At 72.9% G+C, this 25,758-nt stretch carries 21 protein-coding genes, 1 pseudogene and 2 riboswitches; of the genes and pseudogenes, 17 read left to right on the top strand and 5 right to left on the bottom strand.

All coding sequences use genetic code 11. The features are described from left to right. Window positions 1–135 precede the first annotated feature (135 nt). The 12 genes from QSK37_RS42065 (at window position 136) to QSK37_RS42010 (ending at window position 16,562) form a co-directional block, all read left to right on the top strand. Complete coding sequence (locus QSK37_RS42065) at window positions 136–498, top strand: DUF742 domain-containing protein (RefSeq protein ID WP_285632747.1); 363 nt, start codon at window positions 136–138, stop codon at window positions 496–498. After that, on the top strand, window positions 479–1,093 hold the full coding sequence (locus tag QSK37_RS42060) for a GTP-binding protein (protein WP_285632744.1): 615 nt from the start codon (window positions 479–481) through the stop codon (window positions 1,091–1,093). Before QSK37_RS42065 ends, QSK37_RS42060 begins: the two co-directional genes overlap by 20 nt. Window positions 1,094–1,473: 380 nt before the next feature. Next, entirely contained in the window at window positions 1,474–2,040 is a 567-nt protein-coding gene (locus tag QSK37_RS42055) for a nucleotide exchange factor GrpE (protein WP_285632742.1), read from the top strand. Window position 2,041: 1 nt separating this feature from the next. Next, on the top strand, window positions 2,042–3,625 hold the full coding sequence (locus tag QSK37_RS42050; protein WP_285576732.1) for an Hsp70 family protein: 1,584 nt from the start codon (window positions 2,042–2,044) through the stop codon (window positions 3,623–3,625). Between the two features lie 387 nt (window positions 3,626–4,012). Then, window positions 4,013–6,742 (top strand): hypothetical protein, encoded by a 2,730-nt coding sequence (locus QSK37_RS42045; protein ID WP_285632739.1) that lies wholly within the window; start codon window positions 4,013–4,015, stop codon window positions 6,740–6,742. 67 nt (window positions 6,743–6,809) lie between these two features. Continuing rightward, window positions 6,810–7,958, top strand: a complete 1,149-nt coding sequence (locus QSK37_RS42040; RefSeq protein ID WP_285632737.1) for a TRAFAC clade GTPase domain-containing protein — start codon at window positions 6,810–6,812, stop codon at window positions 7,956–7,958. Next, entirely contained in the window at window positions 7,958–10,234 is a 2,277-nt protein-coding gene (locus tag QSK37_RS42035) for a GAP1-N2 domain-containing protein (RefSeq protein WP_285632734.1), read from the top strand. Before QSK37_RS42040 ends, QSK37_RS42035 begins: the two co-directional genes overlap by 1 nt. Before the next feature lie 4 nt (window positions 10,235–10,238). Continuing rightward, window positions 10,239–11,942, top strand: coding sequence for a TRAFAC clade GTPase domain-containing protein (locus QSK37_RS42030; RefSeq protein ID WP_285632731.1), 1,704 nt, complete (start codon window positions 10,239–10,241; stop codon window positions 11,940–11,942). 44 nt (window positions 11,943–11,986) lie between these two features. Next, a complete protein-coding gene (locus QSK37_RS42025; protein WP_285632728.1) occupies window positions 11,987–12,916 on the top strand; it encodes an NADP-dependent oxidoreductase in 930 nt (309 codons plus the stop codon). 586 nt (window positions 12,917–13,502) lie between these two features. Continuing rightward, window positions 13,503–13,651: riboswitch (cyclic di-AMP (ydaO/yuaA leader) on the top strand. Then, a complete protein-coding gene (locus tag QSK37_RS42020; protein WP_285632726.1) occupies window positions 13,650–14,612 on the top strand; it encodes a CHAP domain-containing protein in 963 nt (320 codons plus the stop codon). Its footprint overlaps the riboswitch before it by 2 nt. 181 nt (window positions 14,613–14,793) lie before the next feature. Continuing rightward, window positions 14,794–14,928 (top strand): hypothetical protein, encoded by a 135-nt coding sequence (locus QSK37_RS42015; protein ID WP_285632723.1) that lies wholly within the window; start codon window positions 14,794–14,796, stop codon window positions 14,926–14,928. A 459-nt stretch (window positions 14,929–15,387) separates the two neighbouring features. Next, a riboswitch (cyclic di-AMP (ydaO/yuaA leader) is annotated at window positions 15,388–15,549 on the top strand. 11 nt (window positions 15,550–15,560) lie between these two features. Then, a complete protein-coding gene (locus tag QSK37_RS42010) occupies window positions 15,561–16,562 on the top strand; it encodes a C40 family peptidase (protein WP_285632720.1) in 1,002 nt (333 codons plus the stop codon). A gap of 31 nt (window positions 16,563–16,593) precedes the next feature. Here the strand turns inward: QSK37_RS42010 and QSK37_RS42005 are convergent, their stop codons facing one another. Next, window positions 16,594–17,925 (bottom strand): class II 3-deoxy-7-phosphoheptulonate synthase, encoded by a 1,332-nt coding sequence (locus QSK37_RS42005; RefSeq protein ID WP_432705653.1) that lies wholly within the window; start codon window positions 17,923–17,925, stop codon window positions 16,594–16,596. A 212-nt stretch (window positions 17,926–18,137) separates the two neighbouring features. Between QSK37_RS42005 and QSK37_RS42000 the strand changes: the two are divergent. The 4 genes and pseudogenes from QSK37_RS42000 to QSK37_RS41985 form a co-directional block, all read left to right on the top strand. Further along, window positions 18,138–18,377, top strand: a pseudogene (locus QSK37_RS42000) (pyridoxamine 5'-phosphate oxidase family protein); the annotation flags it as partial. Continuing rightward, window positions 18,366–18,605, top strand: coding sequence for a pyridoxine 5'-phosphate oxidase C-terminal domain-containing protein (locus QSK37_RS41995; RefSeq protein WP_490246509.1), 240 nt, complete (start codon window positions 18,366–18,368; stop codon window positions 18,603–18,605). The pseudogene QSK37_RS42000 and the gene QSK37_RS41995, both read left to right, overlap by 12 nt. Before the next feature lie 125 nt (window positions 18,606–18,730). Then, on the top strand, window positions 18,731–20,059 hold the full coding sequence (locus QSK37_RS41990; RefSeq protein ID WP_285576709.1) for a tetratricopeptide repeat protein: 1,329 nt from the start codon (window positions 18,731–18,733) through the stop codon (window positions 20,057–20,059). A gap of 223 nt (window positions 20,060–20,282) precedes the next feature. Further along, on the top strand, window positions 20,283–21,242 hold the full coding sequence (locus QSK37_RS41985; protein ID WP_285632717.1) for a DUF8094 domain-containing protein: 960 nt from the start codon (window positions 20,283–20,285) through the stop codon (window positions 21,240–21,242). Between the two features lie 15 nt (window positions 21,243–21,257). Here QSK37_RS41985 and QSK37_RS41980 read toward each other — a convergent pair whose 3' ends face one another. Further along, complete coding sequence (locus tag QSK37_RS41980; RefSeq protein WP_285576706.1) at window positions 21,258–22,382, bottom strand: DegT/DnrJ/EryC1/StrS family aminotransferase; 1,125 nt, start codon at window positions 22,380–22,382, stop codon at window positions 21,258–21,260. Between the two features lie 100 nt (window positions 22,383–22,482). Here QSK37_RS41980 and QSK37_RS41975 point away from each other — a divergent pair, with 100 nt between their 5' ends. Further along, window positions 22,483–23,220 carry a M50 family metallopeptidase gene (locus tag QSK37_RS41975; RefSeq protein WP_285632714.1) on the top strand — a complete coding sequence of 246 codons (738 nt, stop codon included), beginning with the start codon at window positions 22,483–22,485 and terminating at the stop codon, window positions 23,218–23,220. A gap of 4 nt (window positions 23,221–23,224) precedes the next feature. Here the strand turns inward: QSK37_RS41975 and QSK37_RS41970 are convergent, their stop codons facing one another. The 3 genes from QSK37_RS41970 to QSK37_RS41960 form a co-directional block, all read right to left on the bottom strand. Beyond that, window positions 23,225–23,839 carry a COG4315 family predicted lipoprotein gene (locus tag QSK37_RS41970; protein WP_285632712.1) on the bottom strand — a complete coding sequence of 205 codons (615 nt, stop codon included), beginning with the start codon at window positions 23,837–23,839 and terminating at the stop codon, window positions 23,225–23,227. Between the two features lie 115 nt (window positions 23,840–23,954). Beyond that, window positions 23,955–24,539 carry a COG4315 family predicted lipoprotein gene (locus QSK37_RS41965; protein WP_285576702.1) on the bottom strand — a complete coding sequence of 195 codons (585 nt, stop codon included), beginning with the start codon at window positions 24,537–24,539 and terminating at the stop codon, window positions 23,955–23,957. Window positions 24,540–24,747: 208 nt separating this feature from the next. After that, a complete protein-coding gene (locus tag QSK37_RS41960; RefSeq protein ID WP_285632709.1) occupies window positions 24,748–25,701 on the bottom strand; it encodes a hypothetical protein in 954 nt (317 codons plus the stop codon). Between the last annotated feature and the right edge of the window lie 57 nt (window positions 25,702–25,758).

Genomic DNA, 25,758 nt, shown 5'->3' with positions numbered 1-25,758 from the left:
GAGCACATGAGAACGGCGGTGTCGCGGCGGCTCATCCGGCAGCGGCGCCGCACCATCGATCCGAGAGGCAGACGCGGGTCCCGGGACGCGATCGGCCCGGTTCCCCCGCGTGCGGCCTGCGGGCGGGGCGGTTGAATGAGCGAATGGCTCGACGACGAGGCCGGGCCGGTCGTCCGGCCGTACGCACTGACGAGGGGCCGTACACGCGCGTCCCGAGAGGGCTTCGAGCTGATCGCCATCATCGCGACGGCCGCGACCTCCCAATTCGCACCCGCCGGAGCCGGGCCGGAGCACATCGCGATCCTCGAGATGTGCGTACGCCCGCTCTCCGTGGCCGAGGTTTCGGCGAAGATGAGACTTCCCCTCGGCGTTGTCCGGGTGTTGCTCGGTGACCTACTGGACCACGGGCTGATCGCCGTCAGACGGCCCGAGCCGGACAATCGTCTCCCCAATGAACGGCTTTTGAAGGAAGTGCTGAATGGACTCCAAGCGCTCTGACCCCTCGCGGGGCGCTGCCATGCCGCTCGCCGTGAAGATCCTCGTGGCGGGCGGATTCGGTGTGGGCAAGACCAGCATGGTCGGCGCGGTCAGCGAGATCCGGCCGCTGCGCACCGAAGAACAGCTGACCGACCGCAGCGTCGGCGTCGACGACGTCTCCGGCGTCGAGCGCAAGACCACGACGACCGTGGCGATGGACTTCGGCCGTATCACGATCCGCGACGGCCTGGTCCTCTACCTGTTCGGCACGCCCGGTCAGGACCGGTTCTGGTTCATGTGGGACGAACTCGCGCTGGGCGCGCTGGGCGCGGTCGTGCTGGCCGACACCCGGCGTCTCGCCGACAGCTTCCCCTCGATCGACTACTTCGAGCGCCGCCGGCTCCCGTTCATCATCGGGGTCAACTGCTTCGACGGCGCCGTCCGGTACGACACCGAGGAGATCCGGGCCGCGCTGGACCTGGACCCGAAGATCCCGGTCATCCTGTGCGACGTGCGCAAGCGGGAGTCCGGCAAGCAGGTGCTGATCACTCTGGTCGAGCACGTGCTGGAGGTCATGGCCGAGCGCCAGCGGCAGCCGGGCGCCGCCCTCCGCTGAGTCGTGTTTCACAGGCCCCCGGGCCTGTGAAACACGGCCCGGCGGCGCGGGACGCCCGGCCGCCGGGCGCCGCCCGGGAAGCCGGGCGGAGAACGGCCGCGCTCTCCCTGGGGGAGCCGTTTCGCCGCGATTACGGAATGGCGCTTCGGCCGTTCGGCCGGCCGTTCGCACCGGTCGGCCGCAGGAACGGTGACGCGCGCCCGATGAATACCCTTCTGTCATATTCAGGCGCGGTTTGGAAGTCAACGCGGGGTCAAGGCTCGCCGACAGGGGTTTCCGCCAGAGCCAACTGAAGTGGCGATAAGGCTGGTGTCCGCATCCGGGCATGGACACAATGGGACTGGCGAGTTCGCTCACTCAGAGTTATGGTGCGAGATCCAATGCCCGATGACCCCTCTTCCCCCAAGGACGGGACCACGCCCCCGCCGGCCTCCGCCGACGGGGCGATCGCGGCATCTCTCACGCAGATACACACTGTGCTGGCCGACCTCGCGAAGACGGCGGGCCGTGAGCACGACCGGGCCGCACACCGTGAGCGCGTCATCGACCGGCTGCACGAGGAGAACGGCCGGCTGCGGCACAACGAGCTGCAGGCCGCCTTCGAGCCGGTGCGCACATCGCTCTACCGCCTCTATGACCTGGTCCGGCGCGAGTCGGAGCGGGAGAGCGCGGACCCAGCACACACACCCACGCTCCTGGCGGCGATCGCCGAAGAGCTGGCCGAGATCATCGCGCGGACGGGGGTCGAGCGCATGCCCGTGCACGAGGGCGACCCGTTCGATCCGGCACGGCACCGCCCTGCCGGCACGCACGATGTGGACGACGCCGCACTGGACGGCACCGTCACGACGGTCCGGCGCACCGGCTTCGTCCGCGGCGAAAAGGTCGTACGACGGGCCGAGGTGATCGTCGCCCGAACGGCGGCCGACCCGGTCGGAGGGGATTGACATGGCTGTCTACGGAATCGATCTGGGCACGACCCATTCCTGCATCGCACGCATCGGCGACGTCGGCCGTCCCACCGTTCTGCGCAACATGGAGGGCACCGACACGACACCGTCGGTCGTCTACTTCGAGTCCGCCGACAATGTCGTGGTCGGCGCCCCGGCGAAGGACACCGCCGTGCTCTCCCCCGACCTGGTGGTGAGCCTCATCAAGCGGGACATGGGCCACGAGGTCACGCGCGAGCTGCACGGACGCGACTACTCCCCCGAGGAGATCTCCGCGTTCGTGCTGCGCAAGCTGGTCGCAGACGCGAAGGCCACCACCGGCGAGGACGCCGACGACGTCGTCATCACCGTGCCCGCCTACTTCGGCGCGGCCGAGCGCGACGCGACCCGCAAGGCCGGTCACATCGCCGGGCTCAACGTCATCGACATCATCTCCGAGCCGGTCGCGGCCGCGATCACCTACGGCGTGCTCAACCCCGACCAGGACCGCACGATCCTGGTCTACGACCTCGGCGGCGGCACGTTCGACACGACGGTGATCACACTTCGTGACGGCGACATCGGGGTCGTGTGCACCGACGGCGACCACGAGCTGGGCGGCGCCGACTGGGACGCCCGCGTGGTCGAGCACCTCGCCGAGCGCTTCGCCGAGGAGCACCCCGACGTCGGCGACCCGCTCGAGGACCCGCACACCGAACAGCAGCTCCGCCACGACGCCGAAGAGGCGAAGAAGGCCCTGTCGCTGCGCACCCGCCACGTCGTGCGCGTCATGCACGAGGGCCGGGTCGCCACGGTCGAGCTCACGCGGGACAAGTTCGAGGAGATCACCAAGGACCTGCTCGACCGCACCATCGAGATCACTGGACGCACGCTGGCGACCGCCGCCGAGAAGGGCGTCAAGGACTACGACGACCTGGTCCTCGTCGGCGGCTCCACCAAGATGCCCGCGGTGCCGCAGCGGCTGGCCAACGAGCTGTCGCTCAAGCCGAAGCTGCAGGACCCCGACCTCGCGGTGGCCAAGGGCGCGGCGCTGTACGCCTTCGAGGAGACCTACCGCCAGCTGCTGGCCAAGGGAGAGACCGACAAGGCGCTCGACCTGGCCTCGCGCGCCGGCCTGTCCGAGGCCGAGCAGGAGCGCATGGCGTCCCGGCAGATCACCACGGTCGCCTCCCGCGCCTTCGGGGTGATCGCGCTGGACCCGGTGACCGAGCAGGAGCACGTCGTCCACCTCGTCCACGCCAACGACGCGCTGCCCCGTGGCAAGTCCCGCGAGTTCGGCACCGTCGACGAGGACCAGACGATCGTCAAGATCATCGTGGTGGAGCAGGCGGGCAGCGCCGAGTCGACCGAGGTCGCGCACAACAACCCGATCGCGGACGGCGAGCTGAAGATCCCGCCGGGCAAACCGGCGGGCTATCCGATCGAGGTGACATTCGCCCTCGACACCTCCGGGCTCCTGCACGTCACCGCGGTGGAGAAGGAGACGGCCGAGGAGCTCACGCTCGACGTACGCGTCGGCGGCATGTCCGAGGACGACGTCCAGGAGTCCCGCACGGACCTCGCTCACGTCCGCGTGGACTGAAAAGACCGGTGGAGACCCCCATGCCCTACTGCGCGACGCCCGGGAGGCGCCCCGCCGCGTCGCCGCGCGGCGGGCCGGATGCGCCGGTCCCGACCGACCGCCTCCACGCGCCCCTGACACGCACGCCGGCACCCGGCACGACCGAGACGCCGCCGTCAGTCGCCGACCGGCACCCATCGCCGCGCGGCGGGCCGGCTGCACCGGTCCCAACCCACCGCCTCCACGCGCCCCTGACACCCGCACCGGCACCCGGCACGACCGAGACACTGCCGTCGGTCCCCGACCGGCACCGGGCCGGCTCCCTTCCCCGCCTTGCGGCGCACCTCGCGGACGCCGCTCGCGACGGGCGGGGGTTCTCCAACAGTCGTAGCGACCGCACCGGATCACATGGTCTTTGACGAGCAGCGCTATGTCCGAGAGGTGCTGGAGCCCGCCAGGGCGGCCGGCAACCAGCCGCCCGACGACCTGCGGGTGCGGTACGCCCTGGTCGAGCCGCTCAACTGCCGTGAGGTGGCCGAGAGCGTCAAACGCGTCCGGATGTGCTGGCGCAAGTCGCGCGGGCAGCTGCGCTTCCGCCGACTGATCGATCGTCTCGAGGGCGACCATCTCAAGCTCGCGCCGCTGTTCGAGCGGGCCGCGCTCGGCGACCTGGCGCCGCTGCGCGCCGAACTGACCACGACCGCCGACCGGGCCGGCCGGCGCCGCGCCGAGTTGCGCACCCGGCTGCTCGACGCCGCCGGGGAGATGAGGACGCTCGCCCCCGGCGACCTGCGCGAGATCGGCGGCGAGGCGGCCGAGCTGGCCCGCGAGGCCGGCATCGAGATCCGCGAGCCCGACGTCCTGCCCGCCGCGCCCCCGTACGCCGGCTATCCGCGCGCCCGTGACGCGCTCGACGCCCTCGGCGCGCGCCACCTGCGCGAGTTCGTCACCGGGGAGCCGCGGGCCGGCCGGGTCCTCGGATCGGTGCCGGACCTGCGGCCGGCCATCCGGCGGGTGGCCGAGCAGTGGAGCCGCCGCCCGCACGACGGCAACCGCACCAACGCCGACACCGTGCTCGTCGCGCTCAAGCGTGCCGGAGCGGCGAGCCGACGAGCGAGCGGAGTGGGCGGTGAGGAACGAGCCGCCCGCGGAGCGAGTGAGGAGGCGAGCGCGACCACCGAACACGCGGCGAGCCGACGAGCGAGCGGAGTGGGCGGTGAGGAACGAGCCGCCCGCGGAGCGAGTGAGGAGGCGAGCGCGACCACCGAACACGCGGCGAGCGCGGCCGTCGACTACGACGACGTCGCCGAGCTGGTCCTGTACGACGTGGTGGCCCGGCTGCGCGAGCGGCACCAGCAGCGGGCCTCCGAGGGCGCGCTGCTCCGGTTCGCCATCGACGACCTGGGCGTGGACGAGGACGACGCGCGGCGGCTGGTGTTCTCGGTGATCCGGGAGAGCGGCGTGGCCGGCGGGCTGGCCGCGCGGCTGCGCGACCTCATCGACGCCGGTGAGATCCACGCCGCGGCCGAGCTGGCGTCGGTGGCAGGGCCGGCCGAGCTGACCGGCGACGCGGAGCTGCTGGCCGCCGAGGCACGACGGCGCATCTCCTCCGCGACCGCGCTGCGCCAGGAGGCCGCCGCCCTGGTCCTGACCGATCCGGACGAGGCGTGGCTGCGGCTCGCCGACGCGCTGCGGCTCGTCGGCGACCTGCCGGGCGCCGCCGACCTGCAGGCCGGGCTGCCGCCGCGCGCTCCCGGCCGGATGGAGGCGGTGGTCGAGGGCGACGAGGTCGCGCTGTCGTGGGCGCCGACCCCGTCGCGGGTCGGTGAGATCGGCTACGTCGTCGCCCGCTGTCTCGGCCGCGTTCCCCGGCACCCCGGCGACGGCGAGACACTGCCCTCCGGCGGCGGCTTCGCCCGTGACCCGGCGCCGCCGCTCAACGCACCTCTCTTCTATGCCGTGTTCGCGGTGCGCGGCACGGCGGCGTCGGCGCCCGCCGTGGCCGGCCCGCTGCACGTGCGCCCGGAGCCGGCCGACGTGTTCGTCCGGGCCGCCGACGGCGTGGTCGCCGGGCGGTTCACCGCGCCGCCCGAGGCGGTGCGGGTGCTGGTCACCCGCGACGGCACGCCCGTCCCGACCGAGCGCGGCGGTTTCCGCGACGAGACGGTGACGAACGGCACCACGTACCACTACCGGGTCGCCGCCGCCTATCTCAGCGCCGACGGCCACGAGACCATCACCTCCGGCGTGCACGTCGCGGCGACACCGGCCGCCCGGCCCGATCCGGTCCGCGACCTCAGCGTCGAGCAGGACCCCGCCGGGCACCTCGTGGTCACCTACGACGAGCCGCCGCACGGGCAGGTGGAGATGGTGGCGATGCCCGGTCCGCCGCCGTGGCCGGCCGGCACCACGCTCGCCGTCGAGGAGGTGCACCGCGCCGGGCGCGTCCTGCGCACCGCGCCCGTCCCGGGCGGCGTGGCGCTGCACGCCGGCCCCGGCGTCCTGCTCGCCGTGTCGGTGAGCGGCGACGTCGCGACGATCGGCGCCCACCGCGAGCACGTGAACCTCACGCCGCCGCGCGAGCTCATCGCCGAACGCCGCGGCGAGATGATCACGTTGGGCTTCGACTGGCCGACGGACGTCACCGAGGCCGAGGTCCGCTGGCGCTGCGGCGACGGCGAGGAGAGCCGCCTGCCGATCGGCCGCGCCGGGTACGACGCCCACGGCGGCGTCCGCCTCCCCTCGCCGGGCGGTGAGGCGGTGACCATCGAGGTCGCCGCGGCCGCGACCGCGTACGGCCGCCGCGTCACCGGCATGCCGGTCCGCACCGTGGTGCCCGGCCGCACGATCGTCGGGTACGAACTGCGCCGCTCCCACCTGCGCGGCCCGCTGGTCGTGACGCTCACCGGGGCGGCGCCGACCCGGGTGCGGCGGCTGGTGCTCGTCGCCCGCTCCGGTCCGATGCCCCAGCGGCCGGCGGACGGAGAGACGGTGATGAGCTGGGACGACGTCGAGATTCCGACGCGCCTGGCGGCCGGGCTGCCGCGGCTGCGACGCCCGTACTGGCTCCGCTGCTTCGCCGAAGACCCCGCGGTCGAGCTCCGCGATCCTCCGGTCCGCGACCTGAAGGTGCGTTGATGCCGTCTCATGTCCGCTCCGCTCCTCCGTTCTCGCCCGCTCGCCGGCCCCGGGTGGGGGTGCGTTGATGTCGTCGATCACGTGTCCCTACTGCTTCGCCCGGCTGGCGCGTGAGCGGATCGGGTTCCGCTGCGCCGGCAGTTCCGGGCGAGGTCCCGGCTGCGCGCCGCGGCTGGATGAGAGGCTCGCCGCGTACACCGGGTCGGCCGCGTCCGCCTCGCTGCCGCCGTACTTCGACCCGCCGCCGGCGGTGCGGCGGCTCGGGCGCGGGACGCCGCGCCGGGCGACCTGCCCGGAGTGCGGCCAGGACACCGCCCGCCGGGTCTGTCCCGAGTGCCACAACCCGCTGCCCGGTGCGTACTGCGAGACGCCGGGGAAGATCGTCGCGCTCGTCGGGGCGAAGAACTCCGGCAAGAGCACCTACATCGCCGTGCTGTTGCACGAGCTGTCGCACCGCATCGGGGCCGAGCTGGGCACCGCGCTCGTGGCCTGCGACGACCGCACCATCGAGCGCTACAAGCGCGACTTCCACCGCCCGCTCTTCGGCGACCGGCGGCTGCTGCCCGCCACGGCGAGCGCGGTGACCACGCCGCGCGACCCGCTCGTCTACCTGCTCACCCGCACCCGCCGGCGGCGCCTGCGGCAGCAGGACATGTCGCTGACGCTGGTCCTGTTCGACACGGCCGGCGAGGACCTGCGCAGCCGGGACGTGACCGATCTGCACCTGCGCTATCTCGCGGCGGCGGACGCGATCATCTTCCTGGTCGACCCGCTGGAGCTGAAGTCGGGCGGCGGCGATCCCGACGGCGAGCCGATCAACGTCATCGCCCGGGTCACCGAGCTGCTGCACGTCGGCCGGGACCTTCCCCACGGCCGGCGGCTCCCCGTACCGGCCGCGGTCGCCCTCACCAAGATCGACGCGTTGCCGCTCGACGGAGCGCTCCAGCGGAACCGCACCGCGACGGCCGCGCTCGACCTGAACGACCGCGAGGCGGTGCACGAGCAGGTACGCGCGCTGCTGTACGACTGGCAGGCCGGTGAGCTGGACCGTTACCTGAGCCACGAGTACGCCGAGTACGGCCTGTTCGGCGTCTCGGCGCTCGGCGGCGTGCCCCGCGAGGGCGCGGTGGGCACGGGCGGGATCCGGCCGTACCGCGTCGAGGATCCGCTGCTGTGGCTGCTGCACCAGTTCGGGATGCTCGACGGGGCCCGCTGATGGCCTGGGACCTGCGGTACACCTCGGTGGAGTCCGGCCCGACCGGCAGATCCGGTTTCCAGTTCGTCGCCACGACTCCGGGCACTCCGCCGCACGTCGTCGGCGCCGTCACGCCGTACATGAGCTACCGGCCGCCGCCGTCCGCGCCGTCCGCGCCCGCGCCGGACGAGCTCGCCGCCTTCCCGGTCGCCTTCGCGTACGGGCGGGAGGGCGACCACGCGGTGCTGGTGCGCTGCCGCTACACCGGCCGCGACTACTCGGGCCGGTACGGGAACTTCTCCGGGCACGCCGTGGTCGCGGCGCCGCAGGAGCTGGAGGGACTGCGGCCGATCGAGCTGTGGGAGTCGCCGGTGTGGGACGGCCCGCCCGGTGCGGCGCCGGACCTGGTCCCCGGTACGGCGTTCGACCCCGACTCGCTCGTCGCCTGGCTCGGGCGTGAGGGCGCCCACGACCGGCTGGCCGCCCTGCTCGACGCGGTGACGGTCGCCCTCGCGGACGGGCACGGGCGGGTCGTGCTGGTCGCCGACGACGCGGCGCTCGTCGCGCGCTGGATCGCGCTGGTGTCCTATTCCCTGCCGGCGCCGCTGGCCGCCCACCTGTCGTTCATCACCTACACCGCCGACCCGGAGTCGGCGTCGCAGCTGGTCGTGGGCACCGTGCCGGAGGCGTGGCCGCGCGGGGGCTTTCGGCTGAGCGAGCCGGTCCCCGGCGACGGCGAACGCCCGGGCCGTTTCTCCCGCGTGATCGCGGACTGCTGGCGTACGGGCGACCTGGACGGCATCGACGCCGTCGGCGAGCTGCTGACGTCCGGTCCGGCCGAGGACACCACGCTCGGCTCGGACGCGGACGAGGGCCGGACCGGACGGTTCCACGCCGCGGCGTCGTCGGCCGGCGGGCGGACCGCCACCGCGTCGGTGCGCGTGGCGGAGCCGCTTCACCGCGTCCCGGCCGGGGGCCATCACGCGCTCGCCTCGGCCGACGGGGCGGCGGCGCTGCTCGCCCTGTGCCGCGGGGAGACGTCTGTGTCCGCCGCGGAGGAGTCGGCCGCCGCCGCGCTCGTCCGGTGCGGCGGGGCGCCCTCCTGGCTGTGGCCGGCGCTGGCGCCGGCCCTGCCCGGTCTCGGGTTCGAGCTGGCCGCCGCGCTCGCGCACGTGGCACCGGAGATCGCCGAGCGTTGCGTGGAGCTGGCCCTGGCCGACCCGTCACTGCGCGAGCGCCTGCCCGTGCTCCGGCTCCGCGACGGCCTGCCCGCGCGCTTCCGCGCCGCGCTCGCGCAGGCGTCCGGGTTGGACGCGCTGGCGGACGTCGTCCGGCTCGCCGACGAGGTCGGCGGCCGGATCGCGGACGACGACGTGACCGCGGCCGCCGCGGCGTGCGCGCGGCGCGGCGCGGGCGACATCGCCGCCGCCGTGCGCGCGACGCCCCGCGCCCGGCGTGCCGCCCTGGTCGGCGGCATCCTGGCCGGTCTCGAACGCGCCGAGTCCGGCGTCCGCCGGGCGATGCTCACGCCGGACGCCCGCGCGGCGCTCGGCGATCGCGACTGGACCCGCGCGCCCCGTACCGGCGGGCTGGTCCTGTCCGCGCGCGCCGACCGGCACGAGGCCACGGCCCGCCTGATCGAGCTGGAGCCGTACGGGCTGCCGGAGATCGAGGAGCTGCTCGACGCGCTCTGGGACGCTCCGCCGACGCCGGACGACTGCGAACGCCTCGTCGAACGGCTCGGCCCGGCGATGGCGCGGTTCGCCGCGCTCCGGAGCCTGACGCGGCGGGTCTTCGAGTCCGCGCCGCTCGACGCGGCGGAGACCCTACGTCTCGCCGAGCTGATCCGCGACCGGCTGCCCGAGCTGGCCGGTCCGGCGCGGATCGTGCTCGCGCACCGCGAGGCGTTGCGAGCCGGCGCCGAGCCGGAGATGGCCCGCGTCCTCGGCCGGATGGACGCCGGCGACCCGCTGACCGGGCGGGTGTGCGCGAGCGTCGCCGCGGCGCTCACCGAACGGCCGGCGCGGTCGCGCGCCGAGGTGCTGGCCGCGACCACCGACGCCGTACGCCGGGAGCTCACCGGCCACTGGCTCGACGCCGGTCCCGGCCGGGACGATCGGGTGGACCTCGCCGAGATCGAGGTGCGCCTGCACCGGGCGCGGACGCCGGTCCCCCAGCTCACGGCGTGGGGCGACGGGCTCGGGCGGTTCGCCCGGCGGCACGTCGAGTCGGCGCTCACCGACCGCGACCCGGCGCTGGCGTCGGCGTGGCGGGCGCTGCGGCGACGGGGAGCGTGACGCCGTGCCGGTCGTGTACGCGCTGGTCGTCATCGTGTGGGTCGGTCTGGTCGCGGCCGAGTGCGTGTTCGTGCTGCCGGTCGCCCTCGTGCTCGCCCTGCTCGCCGGGTTCGGCCTGGGCCTCGGCCGGTTCTTCACCGTCGCCTGGCGTACGCTCACCGCCACCGCCGTGGACGGGCCGTCCCCGGTCCGGCGTCCCGCGCCCGGGCCGCCGGACCCCGCCTACCCGCACTACCTGCTGGTCCAGGTGTGGCACGACATGGTGGCCCTCGAACGCCGTACGGTGCCCTGGTGCGTGACGCAGGCCCGGTGGGCCGCCGCCACGCTGACCGAGACGCTGCTGAAGCCGCCGCAGGGGCTCGCGCTGTTCCCCCTGTGGTTCGGGCTGTGCGCCGGCATGACGCTGTCCGTGCTGCCGCTCGCCGTCGCGGTGCTGGCGTTCGTCCTGGCCGCGGCGGCGATGGCGGCGGCCGGGCTGGCCGTGTGGTCGGTGTGCGTGGTGGTGCTCGGCGCGGTCGAGCGCGTCTGGATGGCCTACCGCCGGATCCTGCTGGCGTGCCCGCACGCGGGCTGCTACCAGCGGTTCGCGCTGCCGGAGTACTCCTGCCCCCGGTGCGACGAACACCACTCCCGGCTCGTGCCGAACCGCCTGGGCGCGTTCCGTCACGTGTGCCGCTGCGGCGCGCGGCTGCCCACGACGATCCTGCTCGGGCGGTTCCGCCTCGGCGCGTACTGCCCGCACTGTCACCGGCGGCTGCCCGGCCGGATCGGGCGGGCGCGGGTGGAGCCGCTGCCGTTCGTCGGCGGTCCGGCGGCGGGCAAGACGACGCTGATGTTCCTCGCCGTACGGGCGCTGCGCGCGAGCGCCGCCGGCGCGCGGGGCCGCGCGGACTTCGTCGAGGCGCGCGACGCGCGGGCGTACGCCGGGGCGGTGGCCGAACTCGACCGCGGCGGGCGGCTCGCCAAGACCGGCCCCGAGCTGCCCGTGGCCACCATGCTCGACCTGACGCTGCCGGCCGCGCACCGGATCCTGTACCTGTTCGACCCGGCCGGCGAGCTGCACACGGGCGCCACGCGGGTCGAGCGGCTGCGCTACCTCGACCACGGCGAGGCGCTGCTGTTCGTCATCGACCCGTTCGCCCTGCCGGAGCTGCGGTCCGCGCTCACCACGGACGAACGCCGCCTCGTGGAGCAGACGACCGCGACCTCCGACGAGGACCCCTCCGATACCCTGCAGCGCCTGCTGGCCGAGCTGCGCTCGCGGGCCGACCAGGGCCGGCAGCGGCGCATCGCGGTGGTGGTCACCAAGGCCGACGTGCTGCGCCGCACCGCGGTGGGCACGAGCCTCGACGGCGACGCGCGCGGCTGGCTGGAGGGGCTCGGCCTCGGCAACACGATCCGTACGCTCGAGCGCACCGCCGCCGAGGTCCGCTACTTCGCGTCCGGCCTCGACAGCCCGCCCGCGGCGCTGGCCGACCTGTTCGGCTGGGCGGCCGGGTTGCCGCTGAGCGGTCAGGTCGACCCGGCGTTCGACGACCGGCCGGCGGCGGACGAGCTCAGCGAGCCCTGGCCGGTGGCGGGCCGCGCGCCCTCGCTGGTCCCGTACGGGCACCAGGCGGGCCGCAGCGCGCTGTTCGCCGCGCTGACCGTGCTGGGTCCGCTGATCATGATCCTGCTCGGCCTATCCGTGTACGCGCGCTTTCGCTGAACCGCCGGTGTGAACCCTCGCGTCCCGGGGGTAACGGTCACAGTGTGAAAGCCATCGTGATGAACCAATATGGCGGTCCTGACGTGCTGAAACTCGCCACGGACGTGCCTGAGCCCAAGGTCGGGCCCGACTTCGTCCTCGTACGCGTCAAGGCGGCCGGGGTGAACCCGGTGGACTGGAAGATCCGCGAGGGCGGGCTCGACGGGCTCTTCCAGACCGACTTCCCGGTCGTCCCCGGCTGGGACCTGGCGGGCGTGGTCGAACGCGCCGGGCCGGCCGTCAGCGAGTTCTCACCGGGCGACGAGGTCATCGGGTACGTGCGCGAGGACCACGTGGGCCGCGGCACGTACGCCGAGCTGGTGGCCGCGCCGGTGCGCACGCTCGGCCGCAAGCCGGCACGGCTGTCGTGGGCGGAGGCGGGCGGCCTGCCGCTCGCGGGCCTGACCGCGTACCAGGCGCTGGTGAAGGCGCTGGGGGTGAACGAGGACGACACGGTGCTCATCCACGCCGCCAGCGGCGGCGTCGGGTCGTTCGCCGTGCAGATCGCGCTGGCGCGGGGCGCCCGGGTCATCGGCACGGCCGGCCCGCGCAACCACGACCATCTGCGGTCGCTCGGCGCCGAGCCGGTGGCGTACGGGCCGGGGCTCGCGGACGAGGTGCGACGGCTCGCGCCGGGCGGCGTCTCGGCGGCGCTGGACCTGGTGGGCGGTGAGGCCCTCGACGTGACGCCGGACCTGCTGACCGGCAAGGGCCGGTGGGCGTCGATCGTCGACCCGTCGGTGACCGAACGCGGCGGGCGGTACGTGTTCGTCCGCCCGGACCCCACGGACCTGGCGGCGCTGGCGCAGCTCGTCGACGACGGGCGCCTGACGGTCCCGGTCGCGAAGACGTTCCCGCTCTCGGAGGCGGCGGAGGCGCAGCGCCTGAGCGAGGAGGGACACACGCGCGGCAAGATCGTGCTGACCGTGGACTGAGGCCCGACGCCGTCCTGACGGGCGGCGCATCGTCGCGTTGCCGGGGAGGCCGGCCGAACCCTGGCCGGCCTCCTTTCCCGCTACGGCAGGCGCCCATGGGCATTACGCGCTTTTCGCGTCGCGCGGGTCGACGGGGGCGCTTCCCGGCGTTCCTCTCATGGCGCTCCTTGACTTTTTTCGCCTTCGGTCGAAGGTTTCTGACGGTTACGTTGCGCATTCGCGTCGTTGCCTTTTGTGGCATTCTGTCGGCTTTCGCCGGGGCGGGTTTGACCCGTCGGACGAACCGCCGCATCTCCCGACATAGCCGGTCGACCCGGTCGAGCGAGGGTCGGCCCGACGTAAGTTCGATCACTACGCTGCGCGCCGGCCGCCATTGGCGCGTCATTGGCGGCACCCTTGACCACTCCGCCATTTCCGCAGATGAGAGGCGCAATTTCCCCGTTGCGCGGGAGGCGGCCCCACAACTTGGTTACAGTGGGTAAGTACTTCGCTCCATACTTTCCGCTGCGAACGCGTTGCCGTTCTCGCGACACTTCAGATACATTGCGCCGTAATCGGGCTGTGACTTACCTCCACCCGGGAGGTGACAGACCGACCGCCGAATCCGGCTGCACCCCCAGTGCAGCGGGAACCGGGGACCCACGAAGTCCCTTGGGGTGAATCCGTCTCGCACGGTAGGGCTCCTCCTGGCCCGAACCCGTCAGCTAACCCGGTAGGCGGCTTAAGGGGAGACATGGATCCGATAGGTCACAAACTGCTGCAGGTCGCCAAGGGCCAGCTCGGCTATCACGAGAAGGCGAGCGGGTACACCAAGTTCGGCGACTGGTACGGCAAGCACGTCGGCAAGGACCCCGTCTTCAAGGACGCGGCCTGGTGCGACATGTTCCTCGCCTGGGCGGCGGACAAGGCCGGAGTCGAAGACTTCGCGGGTGAGTTCGCCTCCACTCCGGATCACGCGAAGTGGTTCAAGAAGCACGACGCGTGGGGCCACCACCCCGAGCCGGGTGCCATCGTCTTCTTCTCGTGGAACGGCGGGAAGAGCATCGGCGACATCGAGCACGTGGGCATCGTCGAGTCGGTGCACGGCCACACGCTGCACACGATCGAGGCCAACCACAACGACCAGCTGGGCCGCGCCACCCGCGACGTCAGCCAGGTCGTCGGCTTCGGCTACCCGTCGAAGGTGAAGGTCAAGGCGGCCCCGGCCGAGCAGAAGTACGTCCCGAAGCACTCCGCGCCGCCGCCGGCCGCCAAGGAGATCGGCCAGCAGCCCGCCACCCCCATGCACGAGACCCAGACGACGGCCCAGCACGACTCCGCGCCGCCGCTGGCCGACCAGCAGGCCGCCCTCACCGGGCTGCTGGGCGTCGTGGTGTTCGGCACGGTGGCGCTGGCGCTGAGCAAGGCGAAGGTCCGCATGCCGATGCCGGCCCCGAACGTCCGCGTCCGCAAGCGCGGCAAGCACCACCGCACGCCGGTCGAGATGCCCGCCGACATGAACGTGGCCGACCTGGACGCCGCCGACGCCGGCACGGCCGTCATGCCGGCCCTGACCGCGGAGGCCGCGGCACTGGCCGAGGACAAGGAGTTCTGGGGCAAGATCACCGAGCTGGAGGAGGACGTCGAGCTGGCGTTCTGGAACACCCTCCACTCCGCGGTCTCCCAGTCCGACTCCGCCGAGTCCCTCAACGTCTGAGTCCGAGCCGGCCCTCCCTCGCCCGTGGGGAGGGCCCTCGGTGTTTCTCCGGGTCAGCCCGGCGGTGCCGCTTTCATCCGGTCCCGCGCGAGCCGGACGGTCGATCCGAACGACCGGCCGGGCGGTGGACCCGCCGCCGGCATCCCCTCACCACGCCGCTTGACCGGGACCCCCAAGGTCAATGTCCAGCGTCGCCGCGGCCGAGGCGCCCGCCCGGATCGTGGCCGCCGACATCGAGGTGTTCGGGCGGATCGACGTCCTGGTGAACGACGCCGCCATCATCCGGCCGTCGCCCGCCCCGAGACCGGCTGCCTGACCGGCTCGGTGATCCGCGTCGACGGCGGGATCGACGTCGCACGAGGAGCGCGCACCCAGACGCACGGTCCGTCCTGCGGGTCCGCGACAGATCACCCCACGGACCGACGTACGGGACCGTCTGAGCGGGTTCTCCGACCGCGTGAACGGCGGTCGCGACGCGGATCCGATCGGTTCCGGGCCGGAAAGAGACGTTCACCGCACCGGCCGGAACGGCCCCTGACGGCGTACGCCACCGCCACGGACCGCCGACGCGTTTCCCGAGATGTCGGCGTATACAGCACCGTCCGCGGCCGGACTTCGCTCTCGCCTAGGCGGAAAGGGCCAGAGCGGCATCACCCACAGTGACCATCCTGGAAGACAGTGGACCATCTCCGCATGTTCCGGTTGGCCGGCCCGTCACGGTCCGTTAGTGTCCCACGGTGTCACCGGCCGGTTCCCGGCCGGACCGCCGAGTCGCCGCACGCGCAAGCCAGCGCGTCCGGTGAGCCGGGGACCCAACTCGCGGAGCGCTTTCAGGGGGCTCTCCCACCGCGCTCGGTCCCGGGGTGAATCCGTAACCGGTAGGGCTTCTCCTTGCCCGAACCCGTCAGCTAACCCGGTAGGCGGCCCAGGAGAAAGAGGAGCACCCGAATGGAGCCTTCGCGAACCGCGAAAGCGCATCATAGGCCGCACCGCACCCAGCACACCGTGGTCGCCGGCATCCTTCTCACCGCCGGACTGCTCCTGCCGTCACCCGCGGCCGAGGCGAAGCCGGCACCCGCCATCGACGCGCTCCGGCAGCAGGCCGACCAGCTCAACACCCAGCTCGAACAGCTCACCGAGCAGTACGACGGGCTGCGGGTCCGGCTGCGGCAGGCCCAGCGCGCCAGCGCGATCGCCAAGGCGACCTCGCGACGTGAGACCAAGGCCCTCAAGGGCATCCAGCAACGTGTCGGCCGCCTGGCCGCGCTGCGCTACATGAACAGCGCGCCGGACGAGGCACCCGCGCTGTTCTCCGCCAAGGACCCGCAGGCACTGCTGGACCAGGCCGCGACCCTGCACTTCTTCACCCAGCAGGACGACACGCAGGTCCGCCAGCTCACCCAGGCGATCCAGAACGCCGAGCGCGCCTGGCAGAACGCCCGTGACCAGGCTTCGCGGTCCACGCTGCTCAAGGCGCAGCTCGCGCAGAAGAAGGCGACCATCGGCCGGACGCTCGACAAGCTGCGCCGTCCGCTGCTGAAGGACGCCGTCGAGCGCGCCGAGCACGGCGAGAGCGTGCCGGAGATCCCGGGCGGGTCCACCAAGGCGATCGGCGCCGTACGCGCGGCGCTGACGCAGCTCGGCGTCCCGTACGTCTGGGGCGGCGCGACGCCCGGAAAGGGGTTCGACTGCTCCGGGCTGACCATGTGGGCGTACAAGCAGGTCGGGGTCAACCTGCCGCACTACGGCGGCGACCAGTGGAATGCCGGCGTCCACGTCTCACGGAGCGACCTGCAGCCCGGTGACCTGGTGTTCTTCTACTCCGACATCCACCACATGGGGATGTACCTCGGAGACGGGAAGTTCATCCACGCGCCGCACACCGGCGACCACGTGCGGGTCGCCGACCTGGCCACCCGCCCGTTCGCCGGGGCCGTACGCATCGTCTGAGTGACGGGGCCCCGGGCGCGGGGCCCCGACCTCACTTCGTCGTGCGGTACATCTCCGCGACCATGAACGCCAGGTCGAGTGCCTGGCTGCGGTTGAGCCGCGGGTCGCAGGCGGTCTCGTACCGCTGGTGAAGGTCGTCCTCGACGATCTCGTGGCCGCCGCCCACGCACTCGGTGACGTCGTCGCCGGTGAACTCCAGGTGGACGCCGCCAGGGTGGGTGCCCAGCGCGCGGTGGACGTCGAAGAAGCCCGCCACCTCGTCCATGACGTCGTCGAGCCGTCGGGTCTTGTAGCCGCTCTCGGCCTCGAAGGTGTTGCCGTGCATCGGGTCGCAGATCCACGCGACCTGCGCGCCGCTCGCGGTGACCTTCTCCACCAGCGGCGGCAGCGCGTCGCGTACGCGGCCGGCGCCCATGCGGATCACGAACGTCAGGCGGCCCGGCTCGCGTTCGGGGTCGAGCTTGTCGATGAGCGCCAGGGCGTCCTCGGCGGACGTCGTCGGGCCGAGCTTGACCCCGATCGGGTTGCGGATGTGCCGCATGAACTCCACGTGCGCGCCGTCGAGCTGCCGGGTGCGCTCGCCGATCCACAGGAAGTGCCCGGACACGTCGTACGGCAGGCCGGAGCGCGAGTCGATGCGGGTCAGCGCCCGCTCGTAGTCGAGGATCAGCGCCTCGTGGCTGGAGTAGAGCTGGACGCGGTGGAACTCCTCCGGGTCGGCGCCGGCGGCGTGCATGAACGCCAGTGCCCGGTCGATCTCCCCCGCCAGCCGCTCGTAGCGGCGCCCGGCCGGGCTGGCCGCCACGAAGTCCTGGTTCCACGCGTGGACCTGGCGCAGGTCGGCGTACCCGCCCTGGGTGAAGGCGCGGCAGAGGTTCAGCGTGACCGCGGCGGCGTGGTACGCCCGCAGCAGGCGGCCCGGGTCCGGCGTCCGCTCGTCGGCGGTGAAGCCGAAGCCGTTGACCATGTCGCCGCGGTACGCGGGAAGCTCGACGCCCTCGCGGACCTCGACCGGCTTCGACCGCGGCTTGGCGAACTGGCCCGCCATCCGGCCGATCTTGACGACCGGCACGCTCGCGGCGTACGTCAGGACGACCGACATCTGGAGCAGGGTCTTGAGCTTGTTGCGCACGTCGTCGGCGGTGGCGCCGGAGAACGTCTCGGCGCAGTCGCCGCCCTGCAGCACGAACGCCTCGCCGCGCGCCACGGCGGCGAGCTGTGCGCGGAGCTGGTCGCACTCGCCCGCGAACACGAGCGGCGGAAGCTTGGCGAGCTGGTCGGCGACGGCGCCCACCTGTGCGGGGTCGGGCCAATCGGGCTGCTGGGCCGCAGGAAGATCGCGCCAGGAGTCAAGGAGGTCCACGGGCACCTAGGGTATCGACCATTACGCCATGCCCGGGCAGCCGACCACCCCCGACGCGACGCCCTTGCCCGACCTTGGGAGACGCATGGGGAGACGCGGACGTTCTCCAGGCCGCGGTCGCGGCCCCTCAGTAGGGTCGAGGCGGATGGACGGCCGGGGACACCGACGGCGCAGGGGGGCACGATGGGCGGCAGTGACGGGGCGGCCCGGACGCCCGGGTCCTCATCCTCAAGAACGTGGACGCCGGCGGCTGGCGGTTCGCGGTGCACGCCGACAGTCCCAAGGGCCGTCAGCTGGCAGACGTGCCCCGGGCGGCGCTCACCTTCTACTGGCCTCTGCAAGGCCGCCAGGTACGCGTGCGGGGCGCCGTGGAGCCCGCCTCTCCCGAGCAGAGCGCCGCCGACCTGCTGGCCCGTGCGCCCTCCGCCCGCGCCGAGGCGCTGCTGGGCCGCCAGAGCGGCCACCTGGAGAGCCTTGACGACCGCGACCAGGCCTTCCGCACGGCGCTGGCCCGGATCGAGGCGGACCCCTCCCTGGTCAGCCCGGAATGGACGCTCTACACCCTCGTTCCTGTCCAGATCGAGTTCTGGCAGGCCGACAAGGACCGCGTGCACACCCGGCTGCGGTACGAACGCTCCGGCCGCCGCGGCCCGTGGGAAACCCACATGTTGTGGCCGTAGTTTCCGCCGGCCGGTCCGGTTCGGGGCCGGACCACAGTTGATCGCCTTCATCACGGGCGCGGCCCGCGTCTGCGATGATGGGCCGACTTCCCGCAGACAGCCGACGACGCATGAGGTTCTGACAAATGAGCACCACCAGCCGCGCCTACGACATCTGGCTCCGTAAGCCGGAAGAGGCCCAGCAGCTCCTGGAGTCGAAGCGGGCCGATCTCGAAGGTGACGGGCTGTCGCTGCTGTCGTGGCTCGTCCTCACCAACGAGCGCGACGACCGGAAGAGCGAGCAGATCGCCAACGCGGCCATCGCGGCGGGCGGCGACACCCGGTTCGCCACGGCCGCGCTCGCCGAGGTCTACAAGTGGCGGGGCGACTACAACCGCGCCGCGGACATCGTCCGCTCGGCGCGCGAGAAGTACCCGACCATCCCCTGGTACGCCCTGACGCTGGCCGACATCCTCAAGGACGGCGGCCGCCTCGACGAGGCCGAGGCGCTCCTGGAGTCGGTCGTGAACGACTCCCAGCTGCGCCGGCACGCGCTCAAGCGCCTGTCGAAGTGGGCGGTGGACCGGGGCGACAAGCCCCGCGCCCTGAAGTACCAGACCGACCTGATCGCCCTGGCGCCCGACTACCTGGTCTACGCGTCGGACTACACCCTGCTGGCCCACCTGCGGCTCGAGGCGGGCGACCCCGCGGGCGCCCGCGACGTCCTCCAGCGCGGCGCGTCCATCTACGCGGGCAACATGCAGATCAGGGAGATGCTGCACCAGCACTTCGGCGAGACGGCCCCGGCCAAGCCGCCGACGGTGGCGCCGGTCGACGAGCGGACCGTCGGCGCCCGCCGCATCCCCATCAAGACCAGGATGATCACGCTGCGCTCCGGCATCCTCCCGGTGATCCAGGAGGCCACCGCCGGCCAGCTGCGTCCCGACGACATCCTCGCGCTGTCCGAGAGCCCCGCCTCGGCCGGTCAGGGCCGGATGATCCCGCTGGAGATGATCACGCCGGAGGGCATGGCCAAGCAGCTCAGCAAGTTCGTCGGCAAGATCGGGCCGCTGCACAGCCCGGCCGGCATGCAGGGCGCGATCATGGAGGCCGGGCGCGCGAAGGTGCTGCTCGGCGCCGCCGCGGGCGCGGCCGGCAAGCTCGTCGGCAAGCGCGGCTGGTTCTACCGCGTCGCCGGGCCGGGCGCCGCGATGATCGACGACGTGGCCGCCGCCCTGCCGCCGCACGACCACCACCTGCTCTTCGGCCCCGGCCGTCCCGACAAGCTGTCGGAGGAGCTCGCCGCGGCCCTCGGCTGCCACGTCTGCGTCGTCGACGCCAACAACCTGACGGGCGCGTGGGTCGTCGGCGCCTCGGCGGGCGTCGACCGCAAGTGGGTGGAGAAGGTCCTGTCGGACAACCCGGCCGGCAACGAGGACGAGCAGACGCCCATCGTGGTGATCCGCAAGATCTGAGGCCGCACGGCGAGCGCGCGGCGCGGGAGACTCCGTCGCCGCGCGCTCGCGTCTCCGCAAAAGGGGCCTTTCCGACAACCCAGGCGGCGACCGGGAGGAGCAGCCCTCTAGGCTGATGATCCACAACAGCTGAGGTGCTCCACGCCTCGCCTCGGAGTGACGCCCCGGCCCGGTACGTCCGGCGCCGGGGCGCTCTCGTCCCCCGAAGCTCGGAGAAGATCAAGTGCGCTCACGGACGGTCGCCGGACTCATGGCCCTTGGGATGCTCGCCGCGGGATGCGGCCACGGCGGCGGTGGCGGCGGGACGTCACCGAGCCCCTCCGCGTCGGGGACGACACCGGCCGCGAGCGCGCTGACCGAGACGCAGGCACGGGCGATCTTCGCCAAGTACCAGAAGGTCAACAACCAGGCCAACGCCCACCTGTCGGCCGCGACGTTGTCCACGATCGAGACCGGGGCCATGCTCAAGGGCGACCTGGCCGACTACAAGGTCACCCGCGCCGGGCTGGACTCGAAGATCAAACCGTTCACCTACCACTCGGCCCGGTTCTACCTCCCGCGCGACGCCGACTGGTTCGCGGTCGACGCGAAGCCCAGCAACGGCGACGGTGAGGAGTTCCTCGTCTTCGCCAAGACCGGCGGAACGTACAAGCTCGCCACCTCCGCCTGGAAGAACAAGGCGTCGTTCCCCACCATCGCGCGGGGCGCGGACGGCTCGGCCACGGCGGTGACGACCCCGGCCACCGCGAAGCTCGCCGCCGCGCACTCGGAGTACCTGTCCAACGTCGCGGCGGGCCTGCGCGGATCGGGCTTCGCGGCCGGCGCCCTGACCTCCAAGCTCGGCGCGCAGTGGCACGGCTACGTCAACAAGATCACGCAGGACGGTGCGTGGCGCGGCGGCACGACCTGGAAGGCGGCCGACTACCCGGTGTACGCGCTCGCGACCGCCGACGGCGGCGCGTTCGTCTGGTACACCGCGACGCAGTCGCTCGACTACAGCACCGTCAACCCGACCGCCTGGTACCGGCCCGACAAGCCCTTCTTCGCGTTCGGGCCGAAGAAGTACCGCCACGACTACCACGGCACGTGGCTGTGGAGGTTCGCCGCGCACCTGCCGAAGGACGGCGGGGCCACCGCCGTGCTGGCGTCGGGGCGCCTGCCGGTCGGGGCCAGCGGAAGCTGACCCCGGGCATCGTCCTCAGCGGTGCGCGGCGGTGATGGCCTCGCGCGCCGCGTGGGCGACCTGTTCGACGTGCCACTCGCTCAGGCCCTGGTGGACCGGGAGCGCGAGCATCTGGTGCCGCAGCGGCTCCAGCTCGGCGAAGCGCGCACGGTCGAGCAGCGGATGCGGCACCGGCCAGATCTCGATCGAGCGTACGCCGCGCTTTTGCAGCTCGGCGATGGTGCGGTCACGCTCAGGCACCCGTACGGGGAAGTACAGCGGCGCGACGCCGTCGGGCAGGCCGCGGAACCGGTCGGGGCAGACCTCGGGCACGGAGTTCAGCAGGATCTGGAAGTTGCGGCGGCGGATTTCGCGGATGCGCTCGCCGTCGGCGCCGTGCACGGCCCACTCGGTCATGCGGGAGGGCTTGGACGCCGCGCTCTCCATGTCGGCGACCTCGAGATCCCACTCGCCGATGACGACCTCGGTGAGCGTGCCCTGCTGGACCGCCTGTTCGGTCTTGCTGACCTTGCGGAAGACCTTGGTGGCGGGGGCGCGCAGCACGCCGGCCCGCGACTGGGCGGCCCAGCCCATGCCCTGGGAGGCGATCGAGCGCGCCATGCCCTTCCACGGCGGCCGGCCGGTCGCCTCGATGGAGCCGCCCCGGATCAGCACCGCGCCGCCGTCGGGCACGCCCAGCGACTTGCGCGGGCAGAAGATGGCCGCGTCGCCGCGCGAGCCGATCGCCCCGCCGCCGTCGTAGGAGAACAGCGCGTGCGCGGCGTCCTCGATGACGCGGGTGCCGGGCGGGAGGGACGGCATCGGGAAGCCGTAGTAGGAGATGAGATAGGTGGCGTGGCACTGCCGGGCCACGCGCATCAGGTCCTCTTCGTCGGCCTGCAGCGTCGGGAACACCCGGTAGAAGAGGACCTCGCAGCCGGCGAGCCGGGCCGCCTCGACCTCCGAACCGCAGTGGTAGGCGGGCATCGCGATGCGGGTGCCGGCGCCGAGGCCGAGTGCCTTCAGCGCCAGCCAGATGGCACCGCGCCCCAGGTGAGTGAGGGTGAGCCCGTCCCTGTCGAACGGGAAGAGCCGAGACCGCCGCGTCACCAGGGAGGCCGGCTCGAGTGGCGGATAAACGCTCATCAACGGGTCGCTCATAGTGGGAACACCTTACTGGCCGACTTGAGCCAAGATATGGGTTCGCCCGTGCGAGAAACTTCGCGGCGCCCCGGCGCGTCGTACCCGGCAGAGGTGATGCATGGATCTGTCCACACTCGGCGACGTCTGGCACGACGTCCTCGGCACGCAACCACATCCGCCGTGGTGGCTGGTCACGCTGACGGGCGTGGCCGCGCTCGGGGCGGTGTCGGTCCGTTCGGTGTGGCACCTGCTGCGCAACGTCGTGACCATCGCGCACGAGGGCGGGCACGCGCTCGCCGCGCTGGTCACCGGCCGGCAGCTGCACAGCATCCGGCTCCACTCCGACACGTCGGGCGTGACCGTCTCCAGCGGCAAGCCGTACGGCGCGGGCATGATCGTCACGGCGTTCGCCGGGTACGTCACGCCGCCGCTGCTCGGCCTCGGCGCGGCCGGGCTGCTCGCGACCGGGCACATCACGGCCATGCTCTGGGCCGGCATCGTGCTGCTGGCCGCGATCCTCGTGCTGATCCGCAACGTGTACGGGGTGCTGTCCGTCGTCACGACCGGCGCGGTGATCTTCGCGGTGTCCTGGTTCGGGTCACCGACGGTGCAGGCGGCGTTCGCGTACGCGTTCACGTGGTTCCTGCTGCTCGCGGGCGCGCGCCCGGTGGTGGAGCTGCAGAGCAAGCGCGCACGGGGCCGCGCGCCCGACTCCGACGCCGACCAGCTGGCCCGGCTCACCGGCATGCCGGGCCTGATGTGGGTGTTCGGCTTCGGGATCGTCGCCGTCATCGCGCTGGTGGCGGGCGGCGTGTGGCTGCTGCCCGACTCGCTGCCGCACCTGCCGAGCTTCTAACCGGTCACTTCACGGGCCGGCCGCGGTCGGCGTCGACGACGTACCAGGTCGTGCCGTACGCGCTGAGGCCCTGACCGTTGATCTCGCCGGGTCCGCTGTCGCGCGCCGAGTAGTAGAGCGGCCAGCCGTTGTACTCCACCTGGGTCGGGCCGTCGGTCCGGCCGATCGTGCCGAGCCAGGCGGAGTTCACCCCGGGGCCGGCGTTGACCTGGCCGTTGGTGAACAGCGGCGGCCAGTCCTTCGTGCAGGTGCCGGTGCACGTCGACTCGAAGTCGGCGTTGTCCCTGGCGGCCACGTAGATCGTCTTGCCCCGGCCGTCCTCGAGGATCCGGCCGTACCTCGTCTCCCTCGACCTGATCTCCAGCGGGCCGGCACTGGGCTGCGGGGCCTCGCCGGACGGCATGTGCCGGGGCTCCGGTGACCCGGGTGACTCCGCGGGCGGCGGCGACGACTCCGGAGCCGTCGGCGATTCCGGAACGGCCGGTGACTCCGGAACGGCCGACGGCCGCCCGCCGTACCCGCCGGAGACGGGTACGGCCCGATGTCCCCCGCCGCAGCCCGAGGCGAGCAGGCCGAGACCGACGGCCAGCGCCCAGACGGCCCTGACTGCCTTGCGCATGAAAGTCCGTTCCTCGACGTGAACGTGGGCGGTGGGCACGGGCGCGGTCGCCGTGGCGGCACCGCCCACGAAGGGCGTGGCCGCCACCGGCGAGACGCGCCGGCCCGCGTCGCGGCTACTTCTTCTCGATCTTGTCGCCCTTGGTCGCGTCCACGACGTACCACTTGGCACCGAAGGCCTGGAGACCCTGACCGTTCATGTCACCGGGCTTGGTGTCCTTGTAGAAGCGGTAGAGCGGATGGTTGTTGTAGGTGACCTGCTTGGTGCCGTCGGCCCGGTCCGTCGTGCCGAGCTTGGACGCGTCGACGCCCTGGCCCGCCGTTGCCTTCTCGGTGGCGGTGACCGGCGGCCACTGCGTGGCGCACTCGCCGGTGCAGGACGACTTGCCGTCCTTGTCCTTCTCGAACAGGTAAAGCGTCATGCCCTTGTCGTCCACCAGGATCTTGCCGACGCTGGTGTCCTTGGCGTTGATCGTTACGGCGCCGGGCGCCGGTGACGTCGTCGCCCCGGGCGACTCGGTCGCCGGCGGTGAGGACTCGGGCGCCCCCGGCGACATCGTCGGTGACGCCTCCGGTCCGGGCGAGGTGGGCTGGGCGAGACCGCCGGACGACGGCACGGCCTTGTGCTTGTCGCCGCACCCCGTTGTCAGCAAGCCGAGGCTGGTGGCCAGCACGCAGGCTGCCATGACTCCCTTGCGCATTCTGTCGCTCCTTTCACACGGTGACGTGGAAGGCACCAGCAGGCGTCCGACGTGGTGCGCCGTTATGCCCCGCGTTCGCCGTAGACGGGAACGTCCGGCCTGCTCGTCGAGGCCGTTCCCCCGTGTGCCCCCGCACGGAGGTCCCTGCCCGTCCGTTGTTAAACGGGAACCGATCCGATTCTTAACTGAGCTTGGGAAAGCGCGGCGGTCAGGAGTTGAGCTCTGCCAGTCCTTGCCGGAAAAAGGCGAGCGCGGTCTCCCGCTGATCGTCGGCGGAGAGCAGCGCGCCGTAGGTCAGCGACGCGCCGCCGAACGCCTTGTCGTTCCAGAAGCCGCCCGCTCGCCGGTGCCACGGGGCGACGTAGAGGTACGGCTCGGGGTGGGCGTCGTCGCCCGGGGAGGCGCCGAAGGCGGCGCGCCGTCCGGCGAACTCGTCACCGAGCTCCACGGCGGCGTCGAAGTGCTCGGGCCACAGCTGCACACGGAGGGGAGCCCGGGAGTGCAGCGTGCGGCCGTCGAAGCGGAGCTGTTCGAGGACCGACCAGGCGAAGCCGAACCAGTCTCCCAGCGCCTCGGCGGCGGCCGGGTTGACCGGCAGGTGCGTGTCCGGGGCGGCCGGCGTGGTCGGGAGGTACACCTCCGGTGGCATGCCGAGCGGTATGCCGGCGAGCGAGGCGGCCTCCCCCAGCGTCGCGGGCGTGTGGACCACGCCGTCGACGACCAGCCGGCCGCTCTCCACGCGGACCTGGTGGCCGTCGCCGAAGTACGGGGTGCCGAAGCCGCCGCGGGTGAACCTCAGCCCGATCTGGCCGTTGGCGGCGTGCCGGGCGGGCGCGACGACGTGCTCGGCGAGCGTGTGCAGCGAACGCCGGGTCGGCACGAACGCACGCGGCAGCGGCGCGAGCCGGCGCCGGGCGCCGAGCCAGCGGTCGGCGCAGAAGGCGGCCAGGTCCGGCCGCTCGCCCACGAGGTCGTCCCAGCTCCGGCCCAGCCCGGCCACGGGCGTCACCAGCCGCACGCCGTACGGCCCGGCGAGGGGGTCGTCGGCGTACCAGGGCGGCTCGGTGACGGCGGGCGGCGAGGGCTCGAGCACGCGAACGTCGTACTCGCCGCCGAGCAGCTCCCACGCCTCACGCCGCGGGCTCGCCGTTCCCCCGGTCATGAATCCTCCTGCGCCGGAGGGAGTGACCACCGGAACGCGCCCTCGACTCCCTCACTC

The organism is Actinoallomurus iriomotensis (assembly GCF_030269445.1).
GTDB classification, from domain to species: domain Bacteria; phylum Actinomycetota; class Actinomycetes; order Streptosporangiales; family Streptosporangiaceae; genus Actinoallomurus; species Actinoallomurus iriomotensis.
This window is presented reverse-complemented; position numbering and strand designations above follow the sequence as displayed.

Bases quoted from the DNA above. Each gene is read 5' to 3' on its own strand.
- QSK37_RS42065 (WP_285632747.1), top strand. From the start codon at position 136: ATGAGCGAATGGCTCGACGACGAGGCCGGGCCGGTCGTCCGGCCGTAC.
- QSK37_RS42060 (WP_285632744.1), top strand. From the start codon at position 479: ATGGACTCCAAGCGCTCTGACCCCTCGCGGGGCGCTGCCATGCCGCTC.
- QSK37_RS42055 (WP_285632742.1), top strand. From the start codon at position 1,474: ATGCCCGATGACCCCTCTTCCCCCAAGGACGGGACCACGCCCCCGCCG.
- QSK37_RS42050 (WP_285576732.1), top strand. From the start codon at position 2,042: ATGGCTGTCTACGGAATCGATCTGGGCACGACCCATTCCTGCATCGCA.
- QSK37_RS42045 (WP_285632739.1), top strand. From the start codon at position 4,013: ATGGTCTTTGACGAGCAGCGCTATGTCCGAGAGGTGCTGGAGCCCGCC.
- QSK37_RS42040 (WP_285632737.1), top strand. From the start codon at position 6,810: ATGTCGTCGATCACGTGTCCCTACTGCTTCGCCCGGCTGGCGCGTGAG.
- QSK37_RS42035 (WP_285632734.1), top strand. From the start codon at position 7,958: ATGGCCTGGGACCTGCGGTACACCTCGGTGGAGTCCGGCCCGACCGGC.
- QSK37_RS42020 (WP_285632726.1), top strand. From the start codon at position 13,650: ATGGATCCGATAGGTCACAAACTGCTGCAGGTCGCCAAGGGCCAGCTC.
- QSK37_RS42015 (WP_285632723.1), top strand. From the start codon at position 14,794: ATGTCCAGCGTCGCCGCGGCCGAGGCGCCCGCCCGGATCGTGGCCGCC.
- QSK37_RS42010 (WP_285632720.1), top strand. From the start codon at position 15,561: ATGGAGCCTTCGCGAACCGCGAAAGCGCATCATAGGCCGCACCGCACC.
- QSK37_RS41990 (WP_285576709.1), top strand. From the start codon at position 18,731: ATGAGCACCACCAGCCGCGCCTACGACATCTGGCTCCGTAAGCCGGAA.
- QSK37_RS41980 (WP_285576706.1), bottom strand. From the start codon at position 22,382: ATGAGCGACCCGTTGATGAGCGTTTATCCGCCACTCGAGCCGGCCTCC.
- QSK37_RS41975 (WP_285632714.1), top strand. From the start codon at position 22,483: ATGGATCTGTCCACACTCGGCGACGTCTGGCACGACGTCCTCGGCACG.
- QSK37_RS41970 (WP_285632712.1), bottom strand. From the start codon at position 23,839: ATGCGCAAGGCAGTCAGGGCCGTCTGGGCGCTGGCCGTCGGTCTCGGC.
- QSK37_RS41965 (WP_285576702.1), bottom strand. From the start codon at position 24,539: ATGCGCAAGGGAGTCATGGCAGCCTGCGTGCTGGCCACCAGCCTCGGC.
- QSK37_RS41960 (WP_285632709.1), bottom strand. From the start codon at position 25,701: ATGACCGGGGGAACGGCGAGCCCGCGGCGTGAGGCGTGGGAGCTGCTC.